The organism is Citrobacter sp. Cb041, assembly GCF_030336655.1.
In the GTDB taxonomy this organism is placed as follows: Bacteria; Pseudomonadota; Gammaproteobacteria; order Enterobacterales; family Enterobacteriaceae; genus Citrobacter; species Citrobacter braakii.
In genome coordinates, this window is sequence record NZ_JAOWDD010000043.1 from 230,623 (window position 1) to 248,564 (window position 17,942).

Genomic DNA, 17,942 nt, shown 5'->3' on the forward strand with positions numbered 1-17,942 from the left:
TAGCCAACGCCACCGGGCAACAGAATTAACCTAACGCTTTGGCAAGCAGGGTGATGGGGTGTTCGCAGCGTTTGCTTGTCGACATCTCAATCTGCCATTTACAGGTTTCGCAGTCGGTGACGACGATATCAGCGCCGCTGTCTTCAATCTGGCGGAACAGCGGTGCGCCAATGGACTGCGATGTCGGGTAGTTTTCCTTTTTAAAGCCGTATGTCCCGGCAATCCCGCAACATTGCGAGTCCAGCACCGTTAGCTCCAGCCCTGGAATTTGTCGTAGCAGTTCCAGCGTGTAGAGCGTCCAGCCCATTTTCTCCATGTGGCATGGCGTGTGGTAGACCACTTTCAGCGGCAGCGTTTTCAGCGGCAGCGTTTTGCCTTCATCCAGCTTGCGCCACAGCCAGCGGGTTGCCAGTTCAATGTGTTCGCGTAGACCTGAGTTGTCGACGTCCAGCACCTCCGGATATTCATCACGCAGCGCAAAGGTGCAGGTTGATGAGGTGGCGATCACCGGAATCCCTTTACCGTCAATTGCTTCTCTGAGCGAGGCCACGTTGCTCACCGCCTGCTTACGCGCTTTATCGGTAAAGCCGTTGGCAATCAGCGGTACGCCGCAGCATTTCTCTTTGCTCAGCAGTTGCACCCCGGTTCCCATCGCATTCAATACTTTGATCAGATCTTTGCCGAGCTGCGGATGGTTGTAATTCACAAAACAGCCGTGGAAAAAGGCAACCTGATCCTGATATTGCGCTTGCTGTGCGGCAACGCTGCGATACCAGCGGCGGAAGGTGCCGAAAGAGTACTTCGGCAGCGTACGGCGATGGTCGATTTTTAGCGCGTAATCCAGCAACTGACGCACCGGTTTGAGTGAGGTGGCGGTATTCACTATCGGGGCGAACGGTGTGGACACGCTACCCATCAAATCGGTATGGCTTAAGACAAAGTTACGCAGCGACGGACGCGTTGTGTCGTATTTGGCGCGCGCGCGTTGGATGATATCGCCAATCTTCACATCTGACGGACAGGCTACTTCGCAACGCTTACAGTTGATGCAGTATTTCAGCGCATCGTCATATAACGCGCCATCTTTCAGGCGCAGACGCTCACCGTCCGGTCCGGCCTGTTTAGGACCAGGGTAGTTCGGATTGACGCGACTTACCGGGCAGGCCGTGGTGCACACCGTGCATTTGATACAACTTTCAAAACGTGTGTCGCTCATTGCTGGCCTCCTGCACGTTTCGCAATATGATGTGCGGCGTGTAAGGCGCTAACAGCGCACACGCCGCCTCCGCAACCCTGGGCGATAGGGTCGAATCCGCCGAGAACGGAACCGATGGCATACATGTTCTCTATCGTTTGTCCCGCCAGCGACGGGCGCAGCCCGGCATCGGTCGTAACGCCAAACTGCTGCCACGGTTGTGGGTCGAAGACGTCACGCTCATACCACTCGGCGCGGGTGGCGGTTTGCTGTACATCCAGCCCCAGGATAGGTTCGTAGATGGCCTCACGCGTGGCGACCAGCCCGCTGCTGAAGAAGCTGCCGCTGGCGAGCACGGCGAAACGTGGCCGCAAAGGAATATCGGCATGATTACGGGTCCAGATTTCGCTGACCACGCCGTCCTGACAGGTGATTTTCTTCACTTCATCACCCGGCATCCAGACGCCGCCCTGGCGCACAAACTGGCGCTGCAATTTGTTATGCAAACGCATACCCAGTACCGAAGGCGGTAGGGTCGGTAACAGCGTCAGCGAGCAGGGGAGACGCTCGTTAAGCCATTGCCAGAGCTGTTCATCCGCCAGACCGAAGCAGGCCGGCATAATTATCATGTCGCAGGTTTTTGCTGCTGGCAGTAAAGCGTCATAGAGCAGCGACCATTTATCTTCGTTATCCAGCAGGCGCGCAATATTGACGGCGCGAAACTCGGTCGGGTTATCACGCAGGACATCCAGCTCAGGCAGATCGATTTCTGCCGTCTCGACGCTGAGATTGCGTTGACGCAGCGACGCCGCGGCGAGATGTGCCTGAAAATCCAGTAAACCGCTAATACCTACAACGCAGATACGCTGCGCGGACAGCGGCCAGACCGGAACTTCCGGGGAACTTAACCAGGTTGAGCGCAGAGTTCCCAGCGGGGTGATGCGTTGATGTGACTGATGTACCTTGCCTTGCAAATGCGTTCCGCATTCTTCGAGAAGATTTTGCGCCTGCTGGGCCAGCTCCAGGACGTTGTGCGTTCCGATGGTGCTGTACGGGTGCGCGGGTGCCTGAGTGCGCAGCGCATTCAGGCCTGCTTCTATATCCGTCACCGGTTGGCCATCGGGTAAGTTGCTGAGCAAATCCAGTGAGCCGGAGGAGAAATGCAGGGCGCTTTGGCCGCGAGTGACAATCGTGCAGCGTAAACCGCTTTTTTGCAGTTGCAGGCCGCACAGCAGTCCGGCCAGGCCGCCGCCGATAATGACGGTATCAAATTTCATCCTGGTGCTCCTTTTCCAGACCACACAATCCCTGATAGACCCAGCGTGTGAATTCGCTTTCGCGCAGCGCATCTCCCCAGGCGATAGGCTGCACGCCTTTCCAGCGTTCATTGAGGAAATCGGAAAGCTGAGTGATAGATTGCGCGGCGGTGGTGACATTAAAACGTTGCAGCAAACCTGCGGCGCGGCAGGCACACAATTCGCCCTGGCAGGTCCCCATTCCAACACGGGTACGGCGACGCAAATCCAGCAGGCTGTTGACGGTCAAATTCTCGACGGCGTACTGCACTTCACCTGCAGTGACCGCTTCGCATTCACAGACCAGGCTGCGGTGCTGACGACCTTCGCTAAGCCACGCAGGGGTGCGATCGCCGTGACGGTAGACCGCTGAGCCGCGCAGTGGCGCGGGCAACGAGATCACGCGTTTGAGCGTATGCTCGGTCGATTCTTGTGAGCCAGGCAGCGCCGTGTCTGCCGTTGTGCAAGGTTGGGTATTGCCCAGCTTACGGCAAACGGCATCGGTGGCCCACTCTGCCATCAGGCGGTAGGTCATCAATTTGCCGCCGGTAATGGTGATAAACCCGTCCAGTCCGTCACGCTGGGCATGATCGAACAGTACAATCCCACGGCTGACGTTACGGCCACTTGGATCGTCGTCGCTGGCTACCAGAGGACGCACGCCGGAGTAGGCGCGTAAAATGCGCGTTTTCGCCATAATCGGCGCCAGTTTTTCGCCTTCACGCAGCAGTATATCGACCTCTTCTGCGGTGACGCGGTTGCTGTCGATATCATCGTAATCAATGTGCTGTGAGGTGGTGCCAATCAGCGAAATGGTATCACCGGGCACCAGGATATCGGCGTCAGACGGCTTACGACAGCGGTTGATGACATGCTGGTTAATGCGGTGATCCATAATCAGCAGCGAACCTTTGGCCGGGAACATACGGATGCTCAGATCGGCATATTCCGCAATGCGCTGGCCCCAGATCCCGGCGGCGTTGACGACTACCGGTGCATGCAGAGACTGCATCTCACCCGTCAGATGATTGCGTACGTTCACGCCGCAAACCGTTGCCCCTTCACGAATCAGTCCCGTCACTTCATGCGCCGTTAAGATTACTGCGCCATGCTCACGCGCATCCAGCATGTTGGCGGCGGTTAAGCGGAAAGGATCAACCGTGCCGTCCGGCACTTTTACCGCGCCAATCAGCTGTGGGTTGACGGAAGGTTCGATAATGCGCGCCTGCTTAGGGTCAATTGCTTCTGCGCGAATACCGGCCTCTTCACAGGCGCGAATAAAGGTTGCCTGGAAGGAGAGTTCATCTTCCGGCAGGGTAATAAACAGACCGTCCGTCGGCTCAACGCAATGACGGGCGATACGTTTGAGAATTTGGTTTTCGCTGATGCACTCCCGGGCAGATTCAGCGTCGGTGACGGCGTAGCGTGCACCGCTGTGCAGCAGACCGTGGTTACGTCCGGTCGCCCCTGTGGCGATATCGTGGCGTTCCACTAAGATGACGCGCAACCCGCGCAGCGCACAATCGCGTGCGATCCCTGCACCTGTTGCTCCTCCACCAATGATAATCACGTCACTTGTTTGCGAGTCGCGAATTTTCATTGTTTTTCCTCACAGTTCGTTTTTTATCATTTAGCCACATAAAAAACATGGATTGTTTGATTTCGCGCATAATCGCTCATTATTCGAAAATGAAACGTGATTTCGTGCGCCTTTATGAACATTTGTCATAAATCTGTAACAATATGTGCAGCGTTTCACATTTTTGTTATGTATCTTTCCTTAACATCGCGGCCACACTGGGAGCGGTAGGGTAGTAATGACGAACTGCAGTGTTTACTTCGAATGAAAGACGGCCACGGAGGCTACACTATGTTGAGCATTTTTAAACCAGCGTCACACACGGCGCGTTTGCCTGCAGCGGAGATCGACCCGACATATCGTCGATTACGTTGGCAGATCTTTCTGGGGATTTTCTTTGGCTATGCCGCGTACTATCTGGTACGTAAGAACTTTGCCCTTGCGATGCCGTACCTGGTTGAGCAAGGTTTCTCGCGTGGCGATCTGGGTTTTGCGTTATCCGGTATCTCCATTGCTTACGGATTTTCGAAATTCATCATGGGGTCCGTTTCGGATCGCTCGAATCCGCGCGTTTTCCTGCCAGCGGGTCTGATTCTGGCCGCCGCTGTCATGTTGTTCATGGGCTTTGTGCCGTGGGCGACTTCGAGCATTGCGGTTATGTTTGTGCTGCTGTTCCTCTGCGGATGGTTCCAGGGAATGGGGTGGCCGCCGTGTGGTCGTACCATGGTGCACTGGTGGTCGCAGAAAGAGCGTGGGGGCATTGTCTCCGTCTGGAACTGTGCGCACAACGTGGGCGGTGGTCTGCCTCCTCTGTTGTTCCTGCTGGGTATGGCCTGGTTCAATGACTGGAAAGCGGCGCTGTACATGCCTGCTTTCGGTGCGATCGTCGTCGCGCTGTTTGCTTTTGCTCTGATGCGTGATACGCCGCAGTCTTGTGGCCTGCCGCCTATCGAAGAGTACAAGAACGACTACCCGGACGATTACAACGAGAAAGCGGAAGAAGAGCTGACTGCGAAGCAGATCTTCATGCAATACGTACTGCCGAACAAACTGTTGTGGTACATCGCTATCGCCAACGTGTTTGTTTATCTGCTGCGCTACGGCATCCTGGACTGGTCCCCGACCTATCTGAAAGAAGTGAAACATTTCGCGCTGGATAAATCATCCTGGGCCTACTTCCTGTATGAGTATGCGGGTATTCCGGGCACGCTGCTGTGCGGCTGGATGTCGGATAAAGTCTTCCGTGGCAACCGTGGTGCGACCGGCGTGTTCTTTATGACGCTGGTGACTATCGCGACTATCGTCTACTGGATGAACCCGGCAGGCAACCCGAACGTGGATATGGCTTGTATGATCATCATCGGCTTCCTGATCTACGGTCCGGTAATGTTGATTGGTCTGCATGCGCTGGAACTGGCACCGAAAAAAGCGGCGGGTACGGCGGCTGGCTTTACCGGTCTGTTCGGTTATCTCGGCGGTTCCGTAGCGGCGAGCGCTATTGTTGGCTATACCGTTGACTTCTTCGGTTGGGACGGCGGCTTTATGGTGATGATTGGCGGTAGCGTGCTGGCAGTTATTCTGCTGGTGGTCGTCATGATTGGCGAAAAACGCCATCACGAAGAGATCGCACTGAAGCGTAACGGGGGCTAATAGATGAAAACCACATTGAAAAGTCTCAGCGTGGCGCTAATGCTGACAGGTATTGTGGTGAGCAGCGCGGCGGTTGCCGCAGAAAAAATCGTGATTGCGCACCGTGGCGCCAGCGGTTATCTACCGGAGCATACGCTGCCAGCAAAAGCGATGGCTTATGCTCAGGGGGCTGATTACCTGGAACAGGATTTGGTGATGACCAAGGACGACCATCTGGTTGTCCTGCATGACCACTACCTTGACCGCGTCACCGATGTTGCCGAGCGTTTCCCGGATCGTGCGCGTAAAGATGGGCGCTACTACGCTATCGACTTTACGCTGGATGAGATTAAATCGCTGAAATTTACCGAAGGCTTTGATATCGAAAATGGCAAAAAGGTCCAGACCTGGGCGGGGCGTTTCCCGATGGGTAAATCTGATTTCCGTGTGCACACTTTCGAAGAAGAGATTGAGTTCGTTCAGGGATTAAATCATTCAACCGGTAAAAACATTGGCATTTACCCGGAAATGAAAGCGCCGTGGTTCCATCATCAGGAAGGGAAGGACATTGCGGCTAAAACGCTGGAAGTGCTGAAAAAGTACGGGTACACCGACAAGAATGACAAGGTTTATCTACAGTGTTTTGATGTCGCAGAGTTAAAGCGCATTAAGAATGAACTGGAACCGAAGATGGGGATGGATCTCAATCTGGTACAGTTGATTGCGTACACTGACTGGAATGAAACTCAGGAGAAAAAGCCGGACGGTAGTTGGGTTAATTACAACTACGACTGGATGTTTAAACCGGGTGCCATGAAGCAGGTTGCGCAGTATGCGGACGGCATTGGGCCGGACTATCACATGCTGATTGATGAGAAGTCGAAGAAAGGCAATATCTCGTTAACGGGTATGGTACAGGACGCGCATCAGAATAAGATGGTGGTGCATCCTTATACCGTTCGTGCCGATCAGCTGCCGGATTACACCACTGACGTAAACCAGCTGTATGACATTCTGTATAACAAGGCGGGCGTTGACGGGCTGTTCACCGACTTCCCCGACAAAGCAGTGACATTCCTGAATAAAGAGTAATGGCACAAGGTCTGTGATGCACCTCCGGTCACAGGCCTGGTTGGATCAAACGTTATTAACGGCTAGATAAGGCCGTCTGCCGTCAACGTGGCCATACCTGCCTCCAGGAGAAATAAAGAGCTGCCGTCCATCGGCGGCTCTTTTTTAGTCGTAATTTTTATCCCGCCACGCGTTACAGCTCTATTTCAATATCGCCTTTGGCCCGACAGCAGCAGGGCAAAATTTCACCTGGCTGAATGAAGGCCAGAGGTTCGGCAATCCAGTCGACCTGTCCCGCTACCAGACGGGTACGGCAGGAGCCGCAATAACCTGCGCGGCACTGGTATTCAACTTCAACATTGTGCGATTCGAGCGCGGCAAGCAGGGAAGGGTGTTCATCCTGGCACAGCAGTTGTGTGCCAGAGATGCGCAGAGTAACGCGGCCCATCAGAGCTGGAAGTTACTCAGGTCGTCGGTATCGACTTCCGAATCGATCTGGCCGACCAGGTAAGAGCTGACTTCCACTTCCTGCGGCGCAACCTGCACGTTATCAGACACCAGCCAGGTGTTGATCCACGGGATTGGGTTAGAGCGGGTCTGGAACGGCAAGTCGAGTCCGACAGCCTGCATACGGATGTTGGTGATGTACTCAACGTACTGGCACAGAATATCTTTGTTCAGGCCAATCATTGAGCCGTCACGGAACAGATAATCCGCCCACTCTTTTTCCTGCAGCGCGGCCTGTACGAACAGGTCGTAACATTCTTGTTTACACTCTTCGGCGATTTCCGCCATTTCCGGATCGTCCACACCGCTGCGCAGTAGATTCAGCATATGCTGGGTCCCGGTCAAATGCAGGGCTTCATCGCGGGCGATCAGGCGAATAATTTTCGCGTTGCCTTCCATCAGTTCACGTTCGGCGAAGGCGAAGGAGCAGGCGAAGCTGACGTAGAAGCGGATCGCTTCCAGCGCGTTCACGCTCATCAGGCACAGATACAGCTTCTTCTTCAGTTCACGCAGGCTTACGACAACCGTTTTACCGTTAACAGTATGCGTGCCTTCGCCCAGCAAATGCCAGTAGCTGGTCATCTCAATCAATTCGTCGTAATAGCTGGAAATGCCTTCCGCGCGTTTCTGGATCTGCTCGTTGGTGACGATGTCATCAAACACCACCGCCGGATCGTTCACGATGTTACGAATGATGTGGGTGTAGGAACGGGAGTGGATCGTTTCTGAAAACGCCCATGTTTCCACCCAGGTTTCCAGCTCAGGGATCGAGATTAACGGCAGCAGCGCCACGTTCGGGCTACGTCCCTGAATGGAGTCCAGCAGAGTTTGATACTTCAGGTTGCTGATGAAGATATGCTTTTCATGTTCCGGCAGCGCCTGGAAGTCGATGCGATCGCGAGAAACATCAACTTCTTCCGGACGCCAGAAGAAAGAGAGCTGCTTTTCGATCAGTTTTTCGAAGATGTCATATTTTTGCTGATCGTAGCGGGCGACGTTCACCGGCTGGCCGAAGAACATCGGTTCCAGAAGTTGGTTATTTTTCGTCTGTGAAAAAGTGGTGTATGCCATTGATGTGAATCCTTTGTGGGATGAGTGCCGGATGGCGTTACAAGCACCCTTTCCGGCCTACAAACCAAGCTACTGTAGGCCGGGTGAGCCTGGTGCCACCCGGCATCGTTCATCAGATCTTACATGCGCCGCTTTCGCAGCCGTCGTCCTGAATGGACGGCACCAGATCGTCCTGAGAATCTTCCGCACCGTCACGGGTGTTTTGATAATACAGCGTTTTGACACCAAATTTGTAGGCGGTGAGCAGGTCTTTCAGCAACTGCTGCATCGGTACTTTTCCGGATGGGAAGCGCGACGGATCATAGTTGGTGTTGGCGGAAATCGACTGATCGATAAATTTCTGCATGATACCTACCAGCTGCAAATATCCATCGTTGTTCGGCATTTCCCACAGCAGTTCGTACGCGTCGTGCAGGTGTTCGTAGTCCGGCACGACCTGGCGCAGAATACCGTCTTTCGACGCTTTGATACTCACATAGCCGCGCGGTGGTTCAATACCGTTGGTGGCGTTAGAGATCTGCGAAGAGGTCTCCGATGGCATCAGGGCTGACAGCGTGGAGTTACGCAGACCGTGCGTTTTGATGGATTCGCGCAGTTGTTCCCAGTCCAGATGCAGCGGCTCGTTGACAATAGCATCGAGATCTTTTTTATAGGTATCGATCGGCAGAATACCTTTGGAGTAGGTCGTTTCGTTAAACCACGGGCACGCGCCTTGCTCTTTCGCCAGCTCGTTAGAAGCTTTCATCAGGTAATACTGAATGGCTTCAAAGGTTTTGTGAGTCAGGTTGTTCGCGCTGCCGTCAGAATAACGCTTACCGTTTTTCGCCAGCCAGTAGGCGTAGTTGATCACGCCAATACCCAGCGTACGGCGACCCATCGCGCCGCGTTTGGCGGCAGGAATTGGATAATCCTGATAATCGAGCAGCGCATCCAGCGCGCGCACCGCCAATTCGGCCAGCTCTTCCAACTCGTCCAGGCTGTTGATAGCACCGAGGTTAAATGCGGACAGCGTACACAGCGCAATTTCGCCGTTTTCGTCGTTAACGTCGGTCAGCGGTTTGGTCGGCAGGGCGATTTCCAGGCACAGGTTAGACTGGCGCACCGGAGCGACAATTGGATCAAACGGGCTATGGGTGTTGCAGTGGTCAACGTTCTGAATATAGATACGCCCGGTAGAGGCACGTTCCTGCATCATCAGAGAGAACAGTTCAACGGCTTTCACGCGTTGCTTGCGGATACTGTCGTCGTTTTCATATTTGGTGTACAGACGTTCGAATTCGTCCTGGTCAGCGAAGAACGCATCATACAGGCCCGGGACGTCGGACGGGCTGAACAGCGTGATGTCGCCGCCCTTCAGCAGACGGGTGTACATCAGTTTGTTGATCTGTACGCCGTAGTCCATGTGACGCACGCGGTTGCCTTCGACGCCACGGTTGTTTTTCAGGACCAGCAGGCTTTCAACTTCCAGGTGCCACATTGGGTAGAACAGCGTTGCAGCACCGCCGCGTACGCCGCCCTGGGAGCAGGATTTTACCGCGGTCTGGAAGTGCTTGTAGAACGGAATACAACCGGTGTGGAACGCTTCTCCGCCGCGGATCGGGCTACCCAGCGCACGGATGCGACCGGCGTTGATACCGATGCCGGCGCGCTGGGAAACGTATTTCACAATCGCGCTGGAGGTGGCGTTGATGGAGTCCAGGCTGTCGCCGCACTCGATCAGTACGCAGGAGCTGAACTGACGGGTAGGGGTGCGCACGCCGGACATAATCGGCGTCGGCAGCGAAATTTTAAACGTAGAAACGGCGTCGTAGAAACGTTTTACGTATTGCAGACGCGTTTCACGCGGATAGTTAGAGAACAGGCAGGCCGCTACCAGAATGTAGAGGAACTGCGCGCTTTCATAAATCTCACCGGTAACACGGTTTTGTACCAGGTATTTACCTTCTAACTGCTTCACCGCAGCGTAGGAGAAGGTCATATCACGGTCGTGTACGATGAACGAGTCCATCTGCTTGAACTCTTCTTCCGTGTAGTCTTCCAGCAGATGATTGTCGTATTTGCCCATTTCAACCATTTTCACGACATGGTCGAACAGTTTCGGCGGTTCAAACTCGCCGTAGGCTTTTTTGCGCAGATGGAAAATCGCCAGGCGAGCAGCCAGGTACTGATAATCCGGTGCCTCGCGGGAGATCAGGTCGGCGGCAGCTTTGATGATTGTTTCATGGATATCGGATGTCTTGATACCGTCATAAAACTGAATGTGGGAGCGCAACTCGACCTGAGAAATCGATACGTTATTCAGTCCTTCTGCCGCCCAATCCAGAACTCGGTGGATTTTGTCGAGATTGATGCGCTCTGTACTACCATCACGCTTTGTCACCAGCAGACTCTGATTCATGTGGTTTTTTACCTGTCCGTGAAAGAAAAAATATCCCCCATATTATCCACAAAGTCATGTTGTGACTAAGTCTGTGGATAAATACTATATGTAGGGGTTGTTTGATAAAGTAGACGCTATATGGTGAGTATTCTAGTAGGGATTCTTTTCAGTACAAGAGTTGATTTTGAGGTTAAATTGAGGTTGCAAAAGGGTAATAATCGCTAAGTGCGCGTCTTATAAGGCCTGGCGAGGATGTCAATAATTGAGAAAAAAAATAGAAAATTTGATCGAGTGCTGATTTCTTCATCTAAGGCAAGGTAAGTTCTTATGACCTGGCGCAAAAATTGCCCTGACGATCCTACTCAGGATTGGTAGGCGATGCGCAGGCCCGAAAGCTGCGCACTATCAGGCACTGTGCCGGATTGCGGCGTTGCACGCCTTATCCGGCCGGGTGGAGGAGGTTAATCTGCTTGCGCGGTAGTGTGTAGCATATAGTTCACATCAACGCCGGGGCCGAGTTTAAAACTGTTGGTGATCGGGTTGTAGTGCAGGCCGGTCATATGACGCTCTTTCAGCACGGTCTGGTCAACCCACTCTAACAGTTCAGCCGGCTTAATGAATTTTTTCACATCATGCGTGCCTTTTGGCACCATACGCAAAATATATTCCGCGCCGACCACCGCCATTAGCCAGGATTTGCCGTTGCGATTAAGCGTGGAGAAAAACACTTCGCCGCCCGGTTTGACCAGTCTGGCGCAGGCCCTGACCACCGACTGCGGGTCCGGTACGTGCTCCAGCATTTCCATGCAGGTCACAACGTCATACTGATGCGCATGTTTTTCCGCATGTTCTTCAACCGTTTCTTGAACGTATTCCACCTGGATGCCACTCTCCAGCGCATGCAGTTTTGCTACCTGTAACGGTTCAAAGCCCATGTCCAGCCCGGTGACGGTTGCGCCCTCGCGCGCCATGCTTTCCGCCAGAATGCCGCCGCCGCAGCCGACGTCGAGTACCTTTTTACCAAACAGGCCGCCTGAGCGCTCCGTGATATAGCCCAGGCGCAGTGGGTTAATACGGTGCAGTGGCTTAAATTCACCCTCAAGATCCCACCAGCGTGACGCGACTGCTTCAAACTTGGCAATTTCTTCCTGATCAACGTTGTGAGTTACCGGAGGTTTTTCGGCATTCATTGGGGCTTCTACTCCTAAATTTGCGATGCAAATGAGTATATCAGCCTGACGGGATGAATAAAGCCTCTGTCAGGGGGAATCCATTTACCTGAATCTGCACGGATGTGTTATAATTTGCGACCTTTGAATCCGGGATACAGTAGAGGGATAGCGGTTAGATGAGCGACCTTGCGAGAGAAATTACACCGGTCAACATTGAGGAAGAGCTGAAGAGCTCCTATCTGGATTATGCGATGTCGGTCATTGTTGGCCGTGCGCTGCCGGACGTCCGAGATGGCCTGAAGCCGGTTCACCGTCGCGTACTTTACGCCATGAACGTATTGGGCAACGACTGGAATAAAGCCTATAAAAAATCTGCCCGTGTCGTTGGTGACGTAATCGGTAAATACCACCCTCATGGTGATACCGCCGTTTACGACACCATTGTTCGTATGGCGCAGCCATTCTCCTTGCGTTACATGCTGGTAGATGGTCAGGGTAACTTTGGTTCTGTCGATGGCGACTCCGCAGCGGCGATGCGTTATACGGAAATCCGTATGTCGAAAATCGCCCATGAGCTGATGGCTGACCTGGAAAAAGAAACGGTGGATTTCGTCGATAACTACGACGGCACCGAACAAATTCCTGACGTCATGCCAACCAAAATTCCTAACCTGCTGGTGAACGGCTCGTCCGGTATCGCGGTAGGTATGGCGACCAACATTCCGCCGCACAACCTGACGGAAGTGATCAACGGCTGCCTGGCATACATTGACGATGAAGACATCAGCATTGAAGGGCTGATGGAACATATTCCGGGTCCGGACTTCCCGACCGCCGCGATCATCAACGGTCGTCGTGGTATTGAAGAAGCCTACCGTACCGGCCGTGGCAAAGTGTACATCCGCGCGCGCGCGGAAGTCGAAGCGGATGCCAAAACTGGCCGTGAAACCATCATCGTCCATGAAATTCCGTATCAGGTGAACAAAGCGCGCCTGATCGAGAAAATCGCCGAGCTGGTAAAAGACAAACGCGTTGAAGGTATCAGCGCGCTGCGTGACGAGTCTGACAAAGACGGTATGCGCATCGTGATTGAAGTGAAACGCGACGCAGTCGGGGAAGTGGTTCTGAATAACCTCTACTCCCAGACCCAACTGCAGGTTTCTTTCGGTATCAACATGGTTGCGTTGCACCATGGACAGCCGAAAATCATGAACCTGAAAGATATTATTGCTGCGTTTGTACGTCACCGCCGTGAAGTCGTAACCCGCCGTACTATCTTTGAACTGCGTAAAGCCCGCGACCGTGCGCACATCCTTGAAGCGCTGGCGATTGCGCTGGCGAACATCGATCCGATCATCGAACTGATCCGCCGTGCGCCAACCCCGGCAGAAGCGAAAGCAGCGCTGGTCGCGCGTTCGTGGGAGCTGGGTAACGTTTCTGCCATGTTGGAACGTGCCGGCGATGATGCCGCGCGTCCTGAATGGCTGGAACCGGAATTTGGCGTGCGTGACGGTCAGTACTACCTGACTGAACAGCAGGCCCAGGCCATTCTGGATCTGCGTTTGCAGAAACTGACCGGCCTTGAGCACGAAAAACTGCTCGACGAATACAAAGAGCTGCTGGAGCAGATCGCTGAACTGCTGCACATTCTGGGCAGCGCCGATCGTCTGATGGAAGTCATCCGTGAAGAGATGGAGCTGATTCGCGAACAGTTCGGCGACGCACGTCGGACCGAAATCACCGCGAACAGCGCTGACATCAACATCGAAGATCTGATTAGCCAGGAAGATGTTGTCGTGACCTTGTCTCATCAGGGCTACGTGAAATATCAGCCGTTAACCGATTACGAAGCGCAGCGTCGTGGCGGTAAAGGCAAATCTGCAGCACGAATTAAAGAAGAAGACTTTATCGACCGCCTGCTGGTGGCTAACACCCATGACACGATCCTCTGCTTCTCCAGCCGCGGTCGTTTGTACTGGATGAAGGTTTATCAGTTGCCGGAAGCAAGCCGTGGTGCGCGTGGACGTCCTATCGTCAACCTGCTGCCACTGGAAGCTAACGAACGTATCACCGCAATTCTGCCAGTACGTGAGTACGAAGAAGGCGTCAACGTCTTCATGGCAACCGCCAGCGGTACCGTGAAGAAAACAGCGCTGACCGAGTTCAGCCGTCCGCGTTCAGCCGGTATCATTGCGGTTAACCTGAACGAAGGCGATGAGCTGATTGGCGTTGACCTGACGTCTGGTAGTGACGAAGTTATGCTGTTCTCTGCTGCCGGTAAAGTGGTGCGCTTCAAAGAGGGGGCTGTTCGTCCGATGGGACGTACCGCGACCGGCGTACGCGGTATCAAACTGGCGGAAAGCGACAGCGTGGTATCGCTTATCGTTCCGCGCGGTGAAGGTGCTATCCTCACCGTTACCCAGAACGGCTACGGTAAGCGTACGGCGGCGGAAGAGTATCCGACCAAGTCTCGTGCGACCCAGGGCGTTATCTCCATCAAAGTCACCGAGCGCAACGGTTCCGTTGTCGGCGCAGTGCAGGTTGAAGATACCGACCAGATCATGATGATCACCGATGCAGGTACGCTGGTGCGTACTCGCGTGTCGGAAATCAGCGTGGTAGGACGTAACACCCAGGGCGTTATCCTCATCCGTACTGCGGAAGATGAAAACGTTGTGGGTCTGCAACGCGTTGCTGAACCGGTTGATGATGAAGAGCTCGACTCCATCGACGGTAGCGCTGCTGAAGGGGACGAGGATATCGCGCCTGAAGCGGAAAGCGATGACGATGCAGCGGACGACGCTGAAGAGTAATTAAGACGTGATAAAAAGGGCCGGAAATATCCGGCCCTTTTTTTTAATTCATTCGCTCCACTATCATCGCAATGCCCTGACCGCCGCCGATGCACAGCGTGGCCAGTCCAAGCGTTTGATCCCGTGCCTGTAGCGCATGCAGCAGCGTCACCAGTATTCGCGCGCCGCTGGCGCCGATAGGGTGTCCCAGAGCAATTGCCCCACCGTTGACGTTAACCTTTTGCGGATCAAATCCCAGCGTTTTACCGACGGCAAGAAACTGAGCAGCAAATGCTTCGTTGGCTTCGATCAGATCGATATCAGAAAGCTGTAAGCCGCTCAGTTGCAGTGCCTTCAGCGTGGCGGGAACCGGCCCCATCCCCATCATCGCCGGTGCTACGCCGCCACTGGCCCAGGCTTTGATCCGCGCCAGTGGCTTCAGCCCAGCCTCCAGTGCTGCGGACTCTTCCATTATCACTAATGCCGCTGCACCGTCGTTGATCCCCGAGGCGTTACCTGCGGTGACGGTTCCTGCTTTATCGAAGGCTGGACGCAATGCGGCGAGGCCTGCTGCCGTCGAGTCAGCTTTGGGGAATTCGTCACGCTCAACGATGATGGTTTTTTTCCGTGATGACACGCTGACGGGCACGATTTCAGCCTCAAATGCGCCAGACTCGATTGCGGCAACGGCTTTACGCTGCGACTGCAGAGCCAGTTCATCCTGCATTTCGCGGCTGATGCCATACTCTTTGGCAACATTTTCTGCAGTGATCCCCATGTGGTAACCATGCTCGGCGCAGATCAGGCCATCGCGCAGAATCACGTCGGACAATTGCCCGTCACCGAGGCGATAGCCCCAGCGGGCTTTTGCGTCTAACAGGTAGGGGGCCAGGCTCATGTTTTCCATCCCACCCGCGACGATCGCCTGGGCTTGTCCGGCCTTGATAGCGAGGGCGGCAAGCGCCACGCTTTTCAGGCCAGAGCCGCACACTTTGTTGACGGTAAAGCCGCAAACGGTGTCGGACAGGCCGCTTTTTAATAATGCCTGACGCGCTGGGTTTTGCCCGAGTCCTGACTGCAGCACGTTGCCCATAATCACCTCGTCCACGCGCTGTGGGTCAAGGTGCGCGCGTTCAAGAGCGGCTCTAATGACGATTGATCCAAGCTCGACGGCACCCGTAGTTGCCAGTGCGCCGTTAAAACTGCCGATTGCGGTACGTGCCGCGCTGACGATGACACAGTTTTTCATTTTTCAGTTCCTTTAATTAAGTTGTTGCCGTCAGAACAAGGTCAATCCAATAACAAAAATGACGCCGGAGAAGAGCAGGGCGGTGATGCAGTAGCCCATAATGTCGCGTACTCCGAGACCGGCGATGGCCAGCGCGGGTAGCGCCCAGAACGGTTGTGCCATGTTCATCCACTGCTCACCGTAGGCGATGGCCATGACTGATTTGCCAAGATCGGCACCCAGCGCCTGAGCGGCAGGCATGACGAACGGTCCCTGAATAACCCAATGGCCACCGCCGGATGGCACGGCAAAGTTAATCAGCGCTGAACTGAAGAAAGTCATCAGTGGGAAGGTATCTTTGTTGGCAACGTTGATGAAAAATTCAGTAATGAGCCCACCGAGGCCGGAGTGCTCCATCATCAACTGAATGCCGGCATAGAAGGGGAATTGCACCAGAATCCCGGCGGTACTCCGTGCGGCAGCACTAACGGCACGCATATAGGCCATCGGCGTTTTGTGCAGCAGCAAACCGGCAATCATAAACATCAGGTTGACGGTATTGATGGTGATGTTGAAACCTTTCTCGGCAAAGTAGATACCCAGATAGGCAATCCCTAATGCACCGATGATCAGCGCCAGAATGCGGCTCTCTTCCAGTTTTTCAGATGGCGGCGCATCTGGCGGCAGTTTCTTCTGAAAATCAGCTTCTTCCAGTAACAGTTTCGGATCGATGCTCACCACATCTGAAGGTTTTGGCGTCATCATCCGGGTGATAAACGGCATCACCACAATCAGGCCGAGCGTGATGAAAATATTGAAGCCGGTGAACAGGGTATCCGCGACAGGAATGAGGCCCGCTACGTGCTCGACCGGGTTGCCAGGCGTTGCCGCCAGCAAAGGCATTGAGCCGGAGAAGCCGCCGCCCCAGGTCAGGAACCCGATGTAGGCGCAGGCAATCAGTAACGGATAATCGGAACCCGGTACCCGACGAGCAACTTCGCGGGCGAACATCGCCCCGACCACCAGACCAAATCCCCAGTTAATAACGCAGGCAACTGAACCAAAAAAAGTCACCAGCATGACGCCCTGAGCGGGGGTTTTGGCGGCGGATGCCGCCGTACGCAGCAGGCTTTTCACCGGCCCGGAACTGGCTAACGCATGGCCGGTTACGATGATCAGCGCCATTTGCATACCAAACGCCAGCAGGTTCCAGAAACCGTCACCCCAGAATTTCACCATGCTGATGGGGGTCTGCGGCGTTAACCACAGCGCGATGCCAAAGGTCAGCAACGTTAATAACATGGCGAAAATCAGTGGGTCGGGCAGCCAGCGGCTGACTACCCGTGTCATAAAGCGAGCGATGCGGCCAATCATGCGTCACCTCGCAGGATGCGCAGATCGTCGGCAATTTCAAACTGTGCTTCGGTTTTTTCACATAGCGTGGCGATGTCGCATCCTTCGATGATTTCAGTCAGCCACATCTTGCCATCTATAAAGCGGAATACAGCCAGCTCGGTGACCAGCATATGCACAGCATGCTGTGCGGTGAGCGGCATGGTGCATTGACGCAGGATTTTTGCGGAGCCGTCTTTTGCGCAATGCTCCATGGCGATAATGACTTTACGCGCACCGGTCACCAGATCCATTGCGCCACCCATGCCGGGCACCATCTTGCCGGGAACCACCCAGTTGGCGAGGTTTGCCTGCTCATCGACCTGCAACCCGCCAAGCACACAGGCATCAACATGACCGCCGCGAATCAACGCGAACGACATGGCGCTATCAAACATCGCCGCGCCCGGCAAAATACCGCACGGTTGGCCGCCCGCGTTCACCAGGTCAGGATGGGCGGTGGTGACTGGGCCCAGCCCCAGAAAACCGTTCTCAGATTGCAGCGTAATGTGAATATCAGCAGGTAAGTAGTTGGCTACCATCGTTGGCAGGCCGATACCTAAGTTGACGATATCGCCATCGCGAAGTTCTTGCGCCACCCGGCGCGCAATACGTTGTTTAGCATCCATGA

Annotated in this window: 13 protein-coding genes; 3 read left to right on the forward strand and 10 right to left on the reverse strand. The window is 54.3% G+C overall.

Annotation, left to right across the window (positions count from 1 at the left end; genetic code table 11):
* Window positions 1-25: 25 nt before the first annotated feature.
* Genes glpC through glpA form a run of 3 tightly spaced genes read right to left on the reverse strand, consistent with a single transcriptional unit; the run spans window position 26 to window position 4,090 of the window.
* The gene (gene glpC, locus OGV52_RS21955) at window positions 26-1,216 is read right to left on the reverse strand and encodes an anaerobic glycerol-3-phosphate dehydrogenase subunit GlpC (protein ID WP_016153805.1); all 1,191 of its coding nucleotides are present in this window, start codon (window positions 1,214-1,216) and stop codon (window positions 26-28) included.
* Complete coding sequence (glpB, locus tag OGV52_RS21960; RefSeq protein ID WP_287109150.1) at window positions 1,213-2,472, reverse strand: glycerol-3-phosphate dehydrogenase subunit GlpB; 1,260 nt, start codon at window positions 2,470-2,472, stop codon at window positions 1,213-1,215. The genes glpC and glpB overlap by 4 nt, the downstream gene beginning before the upstream one ends.
* Entirely contained in the window at window positions 2,462-4,090 is a 1,629-nt protein-coding gene (glpA, locus tag OGV52_RS21965) for an anaerobic glycerol-3-phosphate dehydrogenase subunit A (protein ID WP_016157025.1), read from the reverse strand. Before glpA ends, glpB begins: the two co-directional genes overlap by 11 nt.
* A gap of 270 nt (window positions 4,091-4,360) precedes the next feature.
* On the opposite strand from glpA, the gene glpT reads away from it, so the two are divergent.
* The gene (glpT, locus tag OGV52_RS21970; protein ID WP_016153802.1) at window positions 4,361-5,719 is read left to right on the forward strand and encodes a glycerol-3-phosphate transporter; all 1,359 of its coding nucleotides are present in this window, start codon (window positions 4,361-4,363) and stop codon (window positions 5,717-5,719) included.
* 3 nt (window positions 5,720-5,722) lie between these two features.
* Entirely contained in the window at window positions 5,723-6,790 is a 1,068-nt protein-coding gene (gene glpQ / locus OGV52_RS21975) for a glycerophosphodiester phosphodiesterase (RefSeq protein ID WP_049281472.1), read from the forward strand.
* 172 nt (window positions 6,791-6,962) lie between these two features.
* On the opposite strand, the gene yfaE is transcribed toward glpQ, so the two are convergent.
* The 4 genes from yfaE to ubiG form a co-directional block, all read right to left on the reverse strand.
* Window positions 6,963-7,217, reverse strand: coding sequence for a ferredoxin-like diferric-tyrosyl radical cofactor maintenance protein YfaE (gene yfaE / locus OGV52_RS21980; RefSeq protein ID WP_016153800.1), 255 nt, complete (start codon window positions 7,215-7,217; stop codon window positions 6,963-6,965).
* Window positions 7,217-8,347 (reverse strand): class Ia ribonucleoside-diphosphate reductase subunit beta, encoded by a 1,131-nt coding sequence (gene nrdB / locus OGV52_RS21985; protein ID WP_016153799.1) that lies wholly within the window; start codon window positions 8,345-8,347, stop codon window positions 7,217-7,219. The genes yfaE and nrdB overlap by 1 nt, the downstream gene beginning before the upstream one ends.
* 112 nt (window positions 8,348-8,459) lie before the next feature.
* The gene (gene nrdA, locus OGV52_RS21990) at window positions 8,460-10,745 is read right to left on the reverse strand and encodes a class 1a ribonucleoside-diphosphate reductase subunit alpha (protein WP_016153798.1); all 2,286 of its coding nucleotides are present in this window, start codon (window positions 10,743-10,745) and stop codon (window positions 8,460-8,462) included.
* A 443-nt stretch (window positions 10,746-11,188) separates the two neighbouring features.
* A complete protein-coding gene (gene ubiG / locus OGV52_RS21995; protein WP_016157023.1) occupies window positions 11,189-11,917 on the reverse strand; it encodes a bifunctional 2-polyprenyl-6-hydroxyphenol methylase/3-demethylubiquinol 3-O-methyltransferase UbiG in 729 nt (242 codons plus the stop codon).
* Between the two features lie 158 nt (window positions 11,918-12,075).
* On the opposite strand from ubiG, the gene gyrA reads away from it, so the two are divergent.
* Window positions 12,076-14,712: a DNA topoisomerase (ATP-hydrolyzing) subunit A gene (gene gyrA / locus OGV52_RS22000; protein WP_016153796.1), complete on the forward strand. Its 2,637-nt coding sequence runs from the start codon at window positions 12,076-12,078 to the stop codon at window positions 14,710-14,712.
* Window positions 14,713-14,755: 43 nt separating this feature from the next.
* Here gyrA and OGV52_RS22005 read toward each other — a convergent pair whose 3' ends face one another.
* From OGV52_RS22005 to OGV52_RS22015, 3 genes are read right to left on the reverse strand one after another with little or no spacing between them, the layout of a single operon-like run.
* Complete coding sequence (locus tag OGV52_RS22005; RefSeq protein WP_137351860.1) at window positions 14,756-15,940, reverse strand: acetyl-CoA C-acetyltransferase; 1,185 nt, start codon at window positions 15,938-15,940, stop codon at window positions 14,756-14,758.
* A gap of 30 nt (window positions 15,941-15,970) precedes the next feature.
* Window positions 15,971-17,293, reverse strand: a complete 1,323-nt coding sequence (locus tag OGV52_RS22010; protein ID WP_016153794.1) for a TIGR00366 family protein — start codon at window positions 17,291-17,293, stop codon at window positions 15,971-15,973.
* Window positions 17,290-17,940 carry a 3-oxoacid CoA-transferase subunit B gene (locus OGV52_RS22015; protein ID WP_016153793.1) on the reverse strand — a complete coding sequence of 217 codons (651 nt, stop codon included), beginning with the start codon at window positions 17,938-17,940 and terminating at the stop codon, window positions 17,290-17,292. The genes OGV52_RS22010 and OGV52_RS22015 overlap by 4 nt, the downstream gene beginning before the upstream one ends.
* Window positions 17,941-17,942 lie beyond the last annotated feature (2 nt).

What these genes read in the sequence shown, in the direction of transcription:
- OGV52_RS22010 (WP_016153794.1), bottom strand. Translation starts at nt 17,293, where the DNA reads ATGATTGGCCGCATCGCTCGCTTTATGACACGGGTAGTCAGCCGCTGG.
- glpC (WP_016153805.1), bottom strand. Translation starts at nt 1,216, where the DNA reads ATGAGCGACACACGTTTTGAAAGTTGTATCAAATGCACGGTGTGCACC.
- ubiG (WP_016157023.1), bottom strand. Translation starts at nt 11,917, where the DNA reads ATGAATGCCGAAAAACCTCCGGTAACTCACAACGTTGATCAGGAAGAA.
- gyrA (WP_016153796.1), top strand. Translation starts at nt 12,076, where the DNA reads ATGAGCGACCTTGCGAGAGAAATTACACCGGTCAACATTGAGGAAGAG.
- glpQ (WP_049281472.1), top strand. Translation starts at nt 5,723, where the DNA reads ATGAAAACCACATTGAAAAGTCTCAGCGTGGCGCTAATGCTGACAGGT.
- OGV52_RS22005 (WP_137351860.1), bottom strand. Translation starts at nt 15,940, where the DNA reads ATGAAAAACTGTGTCATCGTCAGCGCGGCACGTACCGCAATCGGCAGT.
- glpA (WP_016157025.1), bottom strand. Translation starts at nt 4,090, where the DNA reads ATGAAAATTCGCGACTCGCAAACAAGTGACGTGATTATCATTGGTGGA.
- nrdB (WP_016153799.1), bottom strand. Translation starts at nt 8,347, where the DNA reads ATGGCATACACCACTTTTTCACAGACGAAAAATAACCAACTTCTGGAA.
- yfaE (WP_016153800.1), bottom strand. Translation starts at nt 7,217, where the DNA reads ATGGGCCGCGTTACTCTGCGCATCTCTGGCACACAACTGCTGTGCCAG.
- glpB (WP_287109150.1), bottom strand. Translation starts at nt 2,472, where the DNA reads ATGAAATTTGATACCGTCATTATCGGCGGCGGCCTGGCCGGACTGCTG.
- glpT (WP_016153802.1), top strand. Translation starts at nt 4,361, where the DNA reads ATGTTGAGCATTTTTAAACCAGCGTCACACACGGCGCGTTTGCCTGCA.
- nrdA (WP_016153798.1), bottom strand. Translation starts at nt 10,745, where the DNA reads ATGAATCAGAGTCTGCTGGTGACAAAGCGTGATGGTAGTACAGAGCGC.
- OGV52_RS22015 (WP_016153793.1), bottom strand. Translation starts at nt 17,940, where the DNA reads ATGGATGCTAAACAACGTATTGCGCGCCGGGTGGCGCAAGAACTTCGC.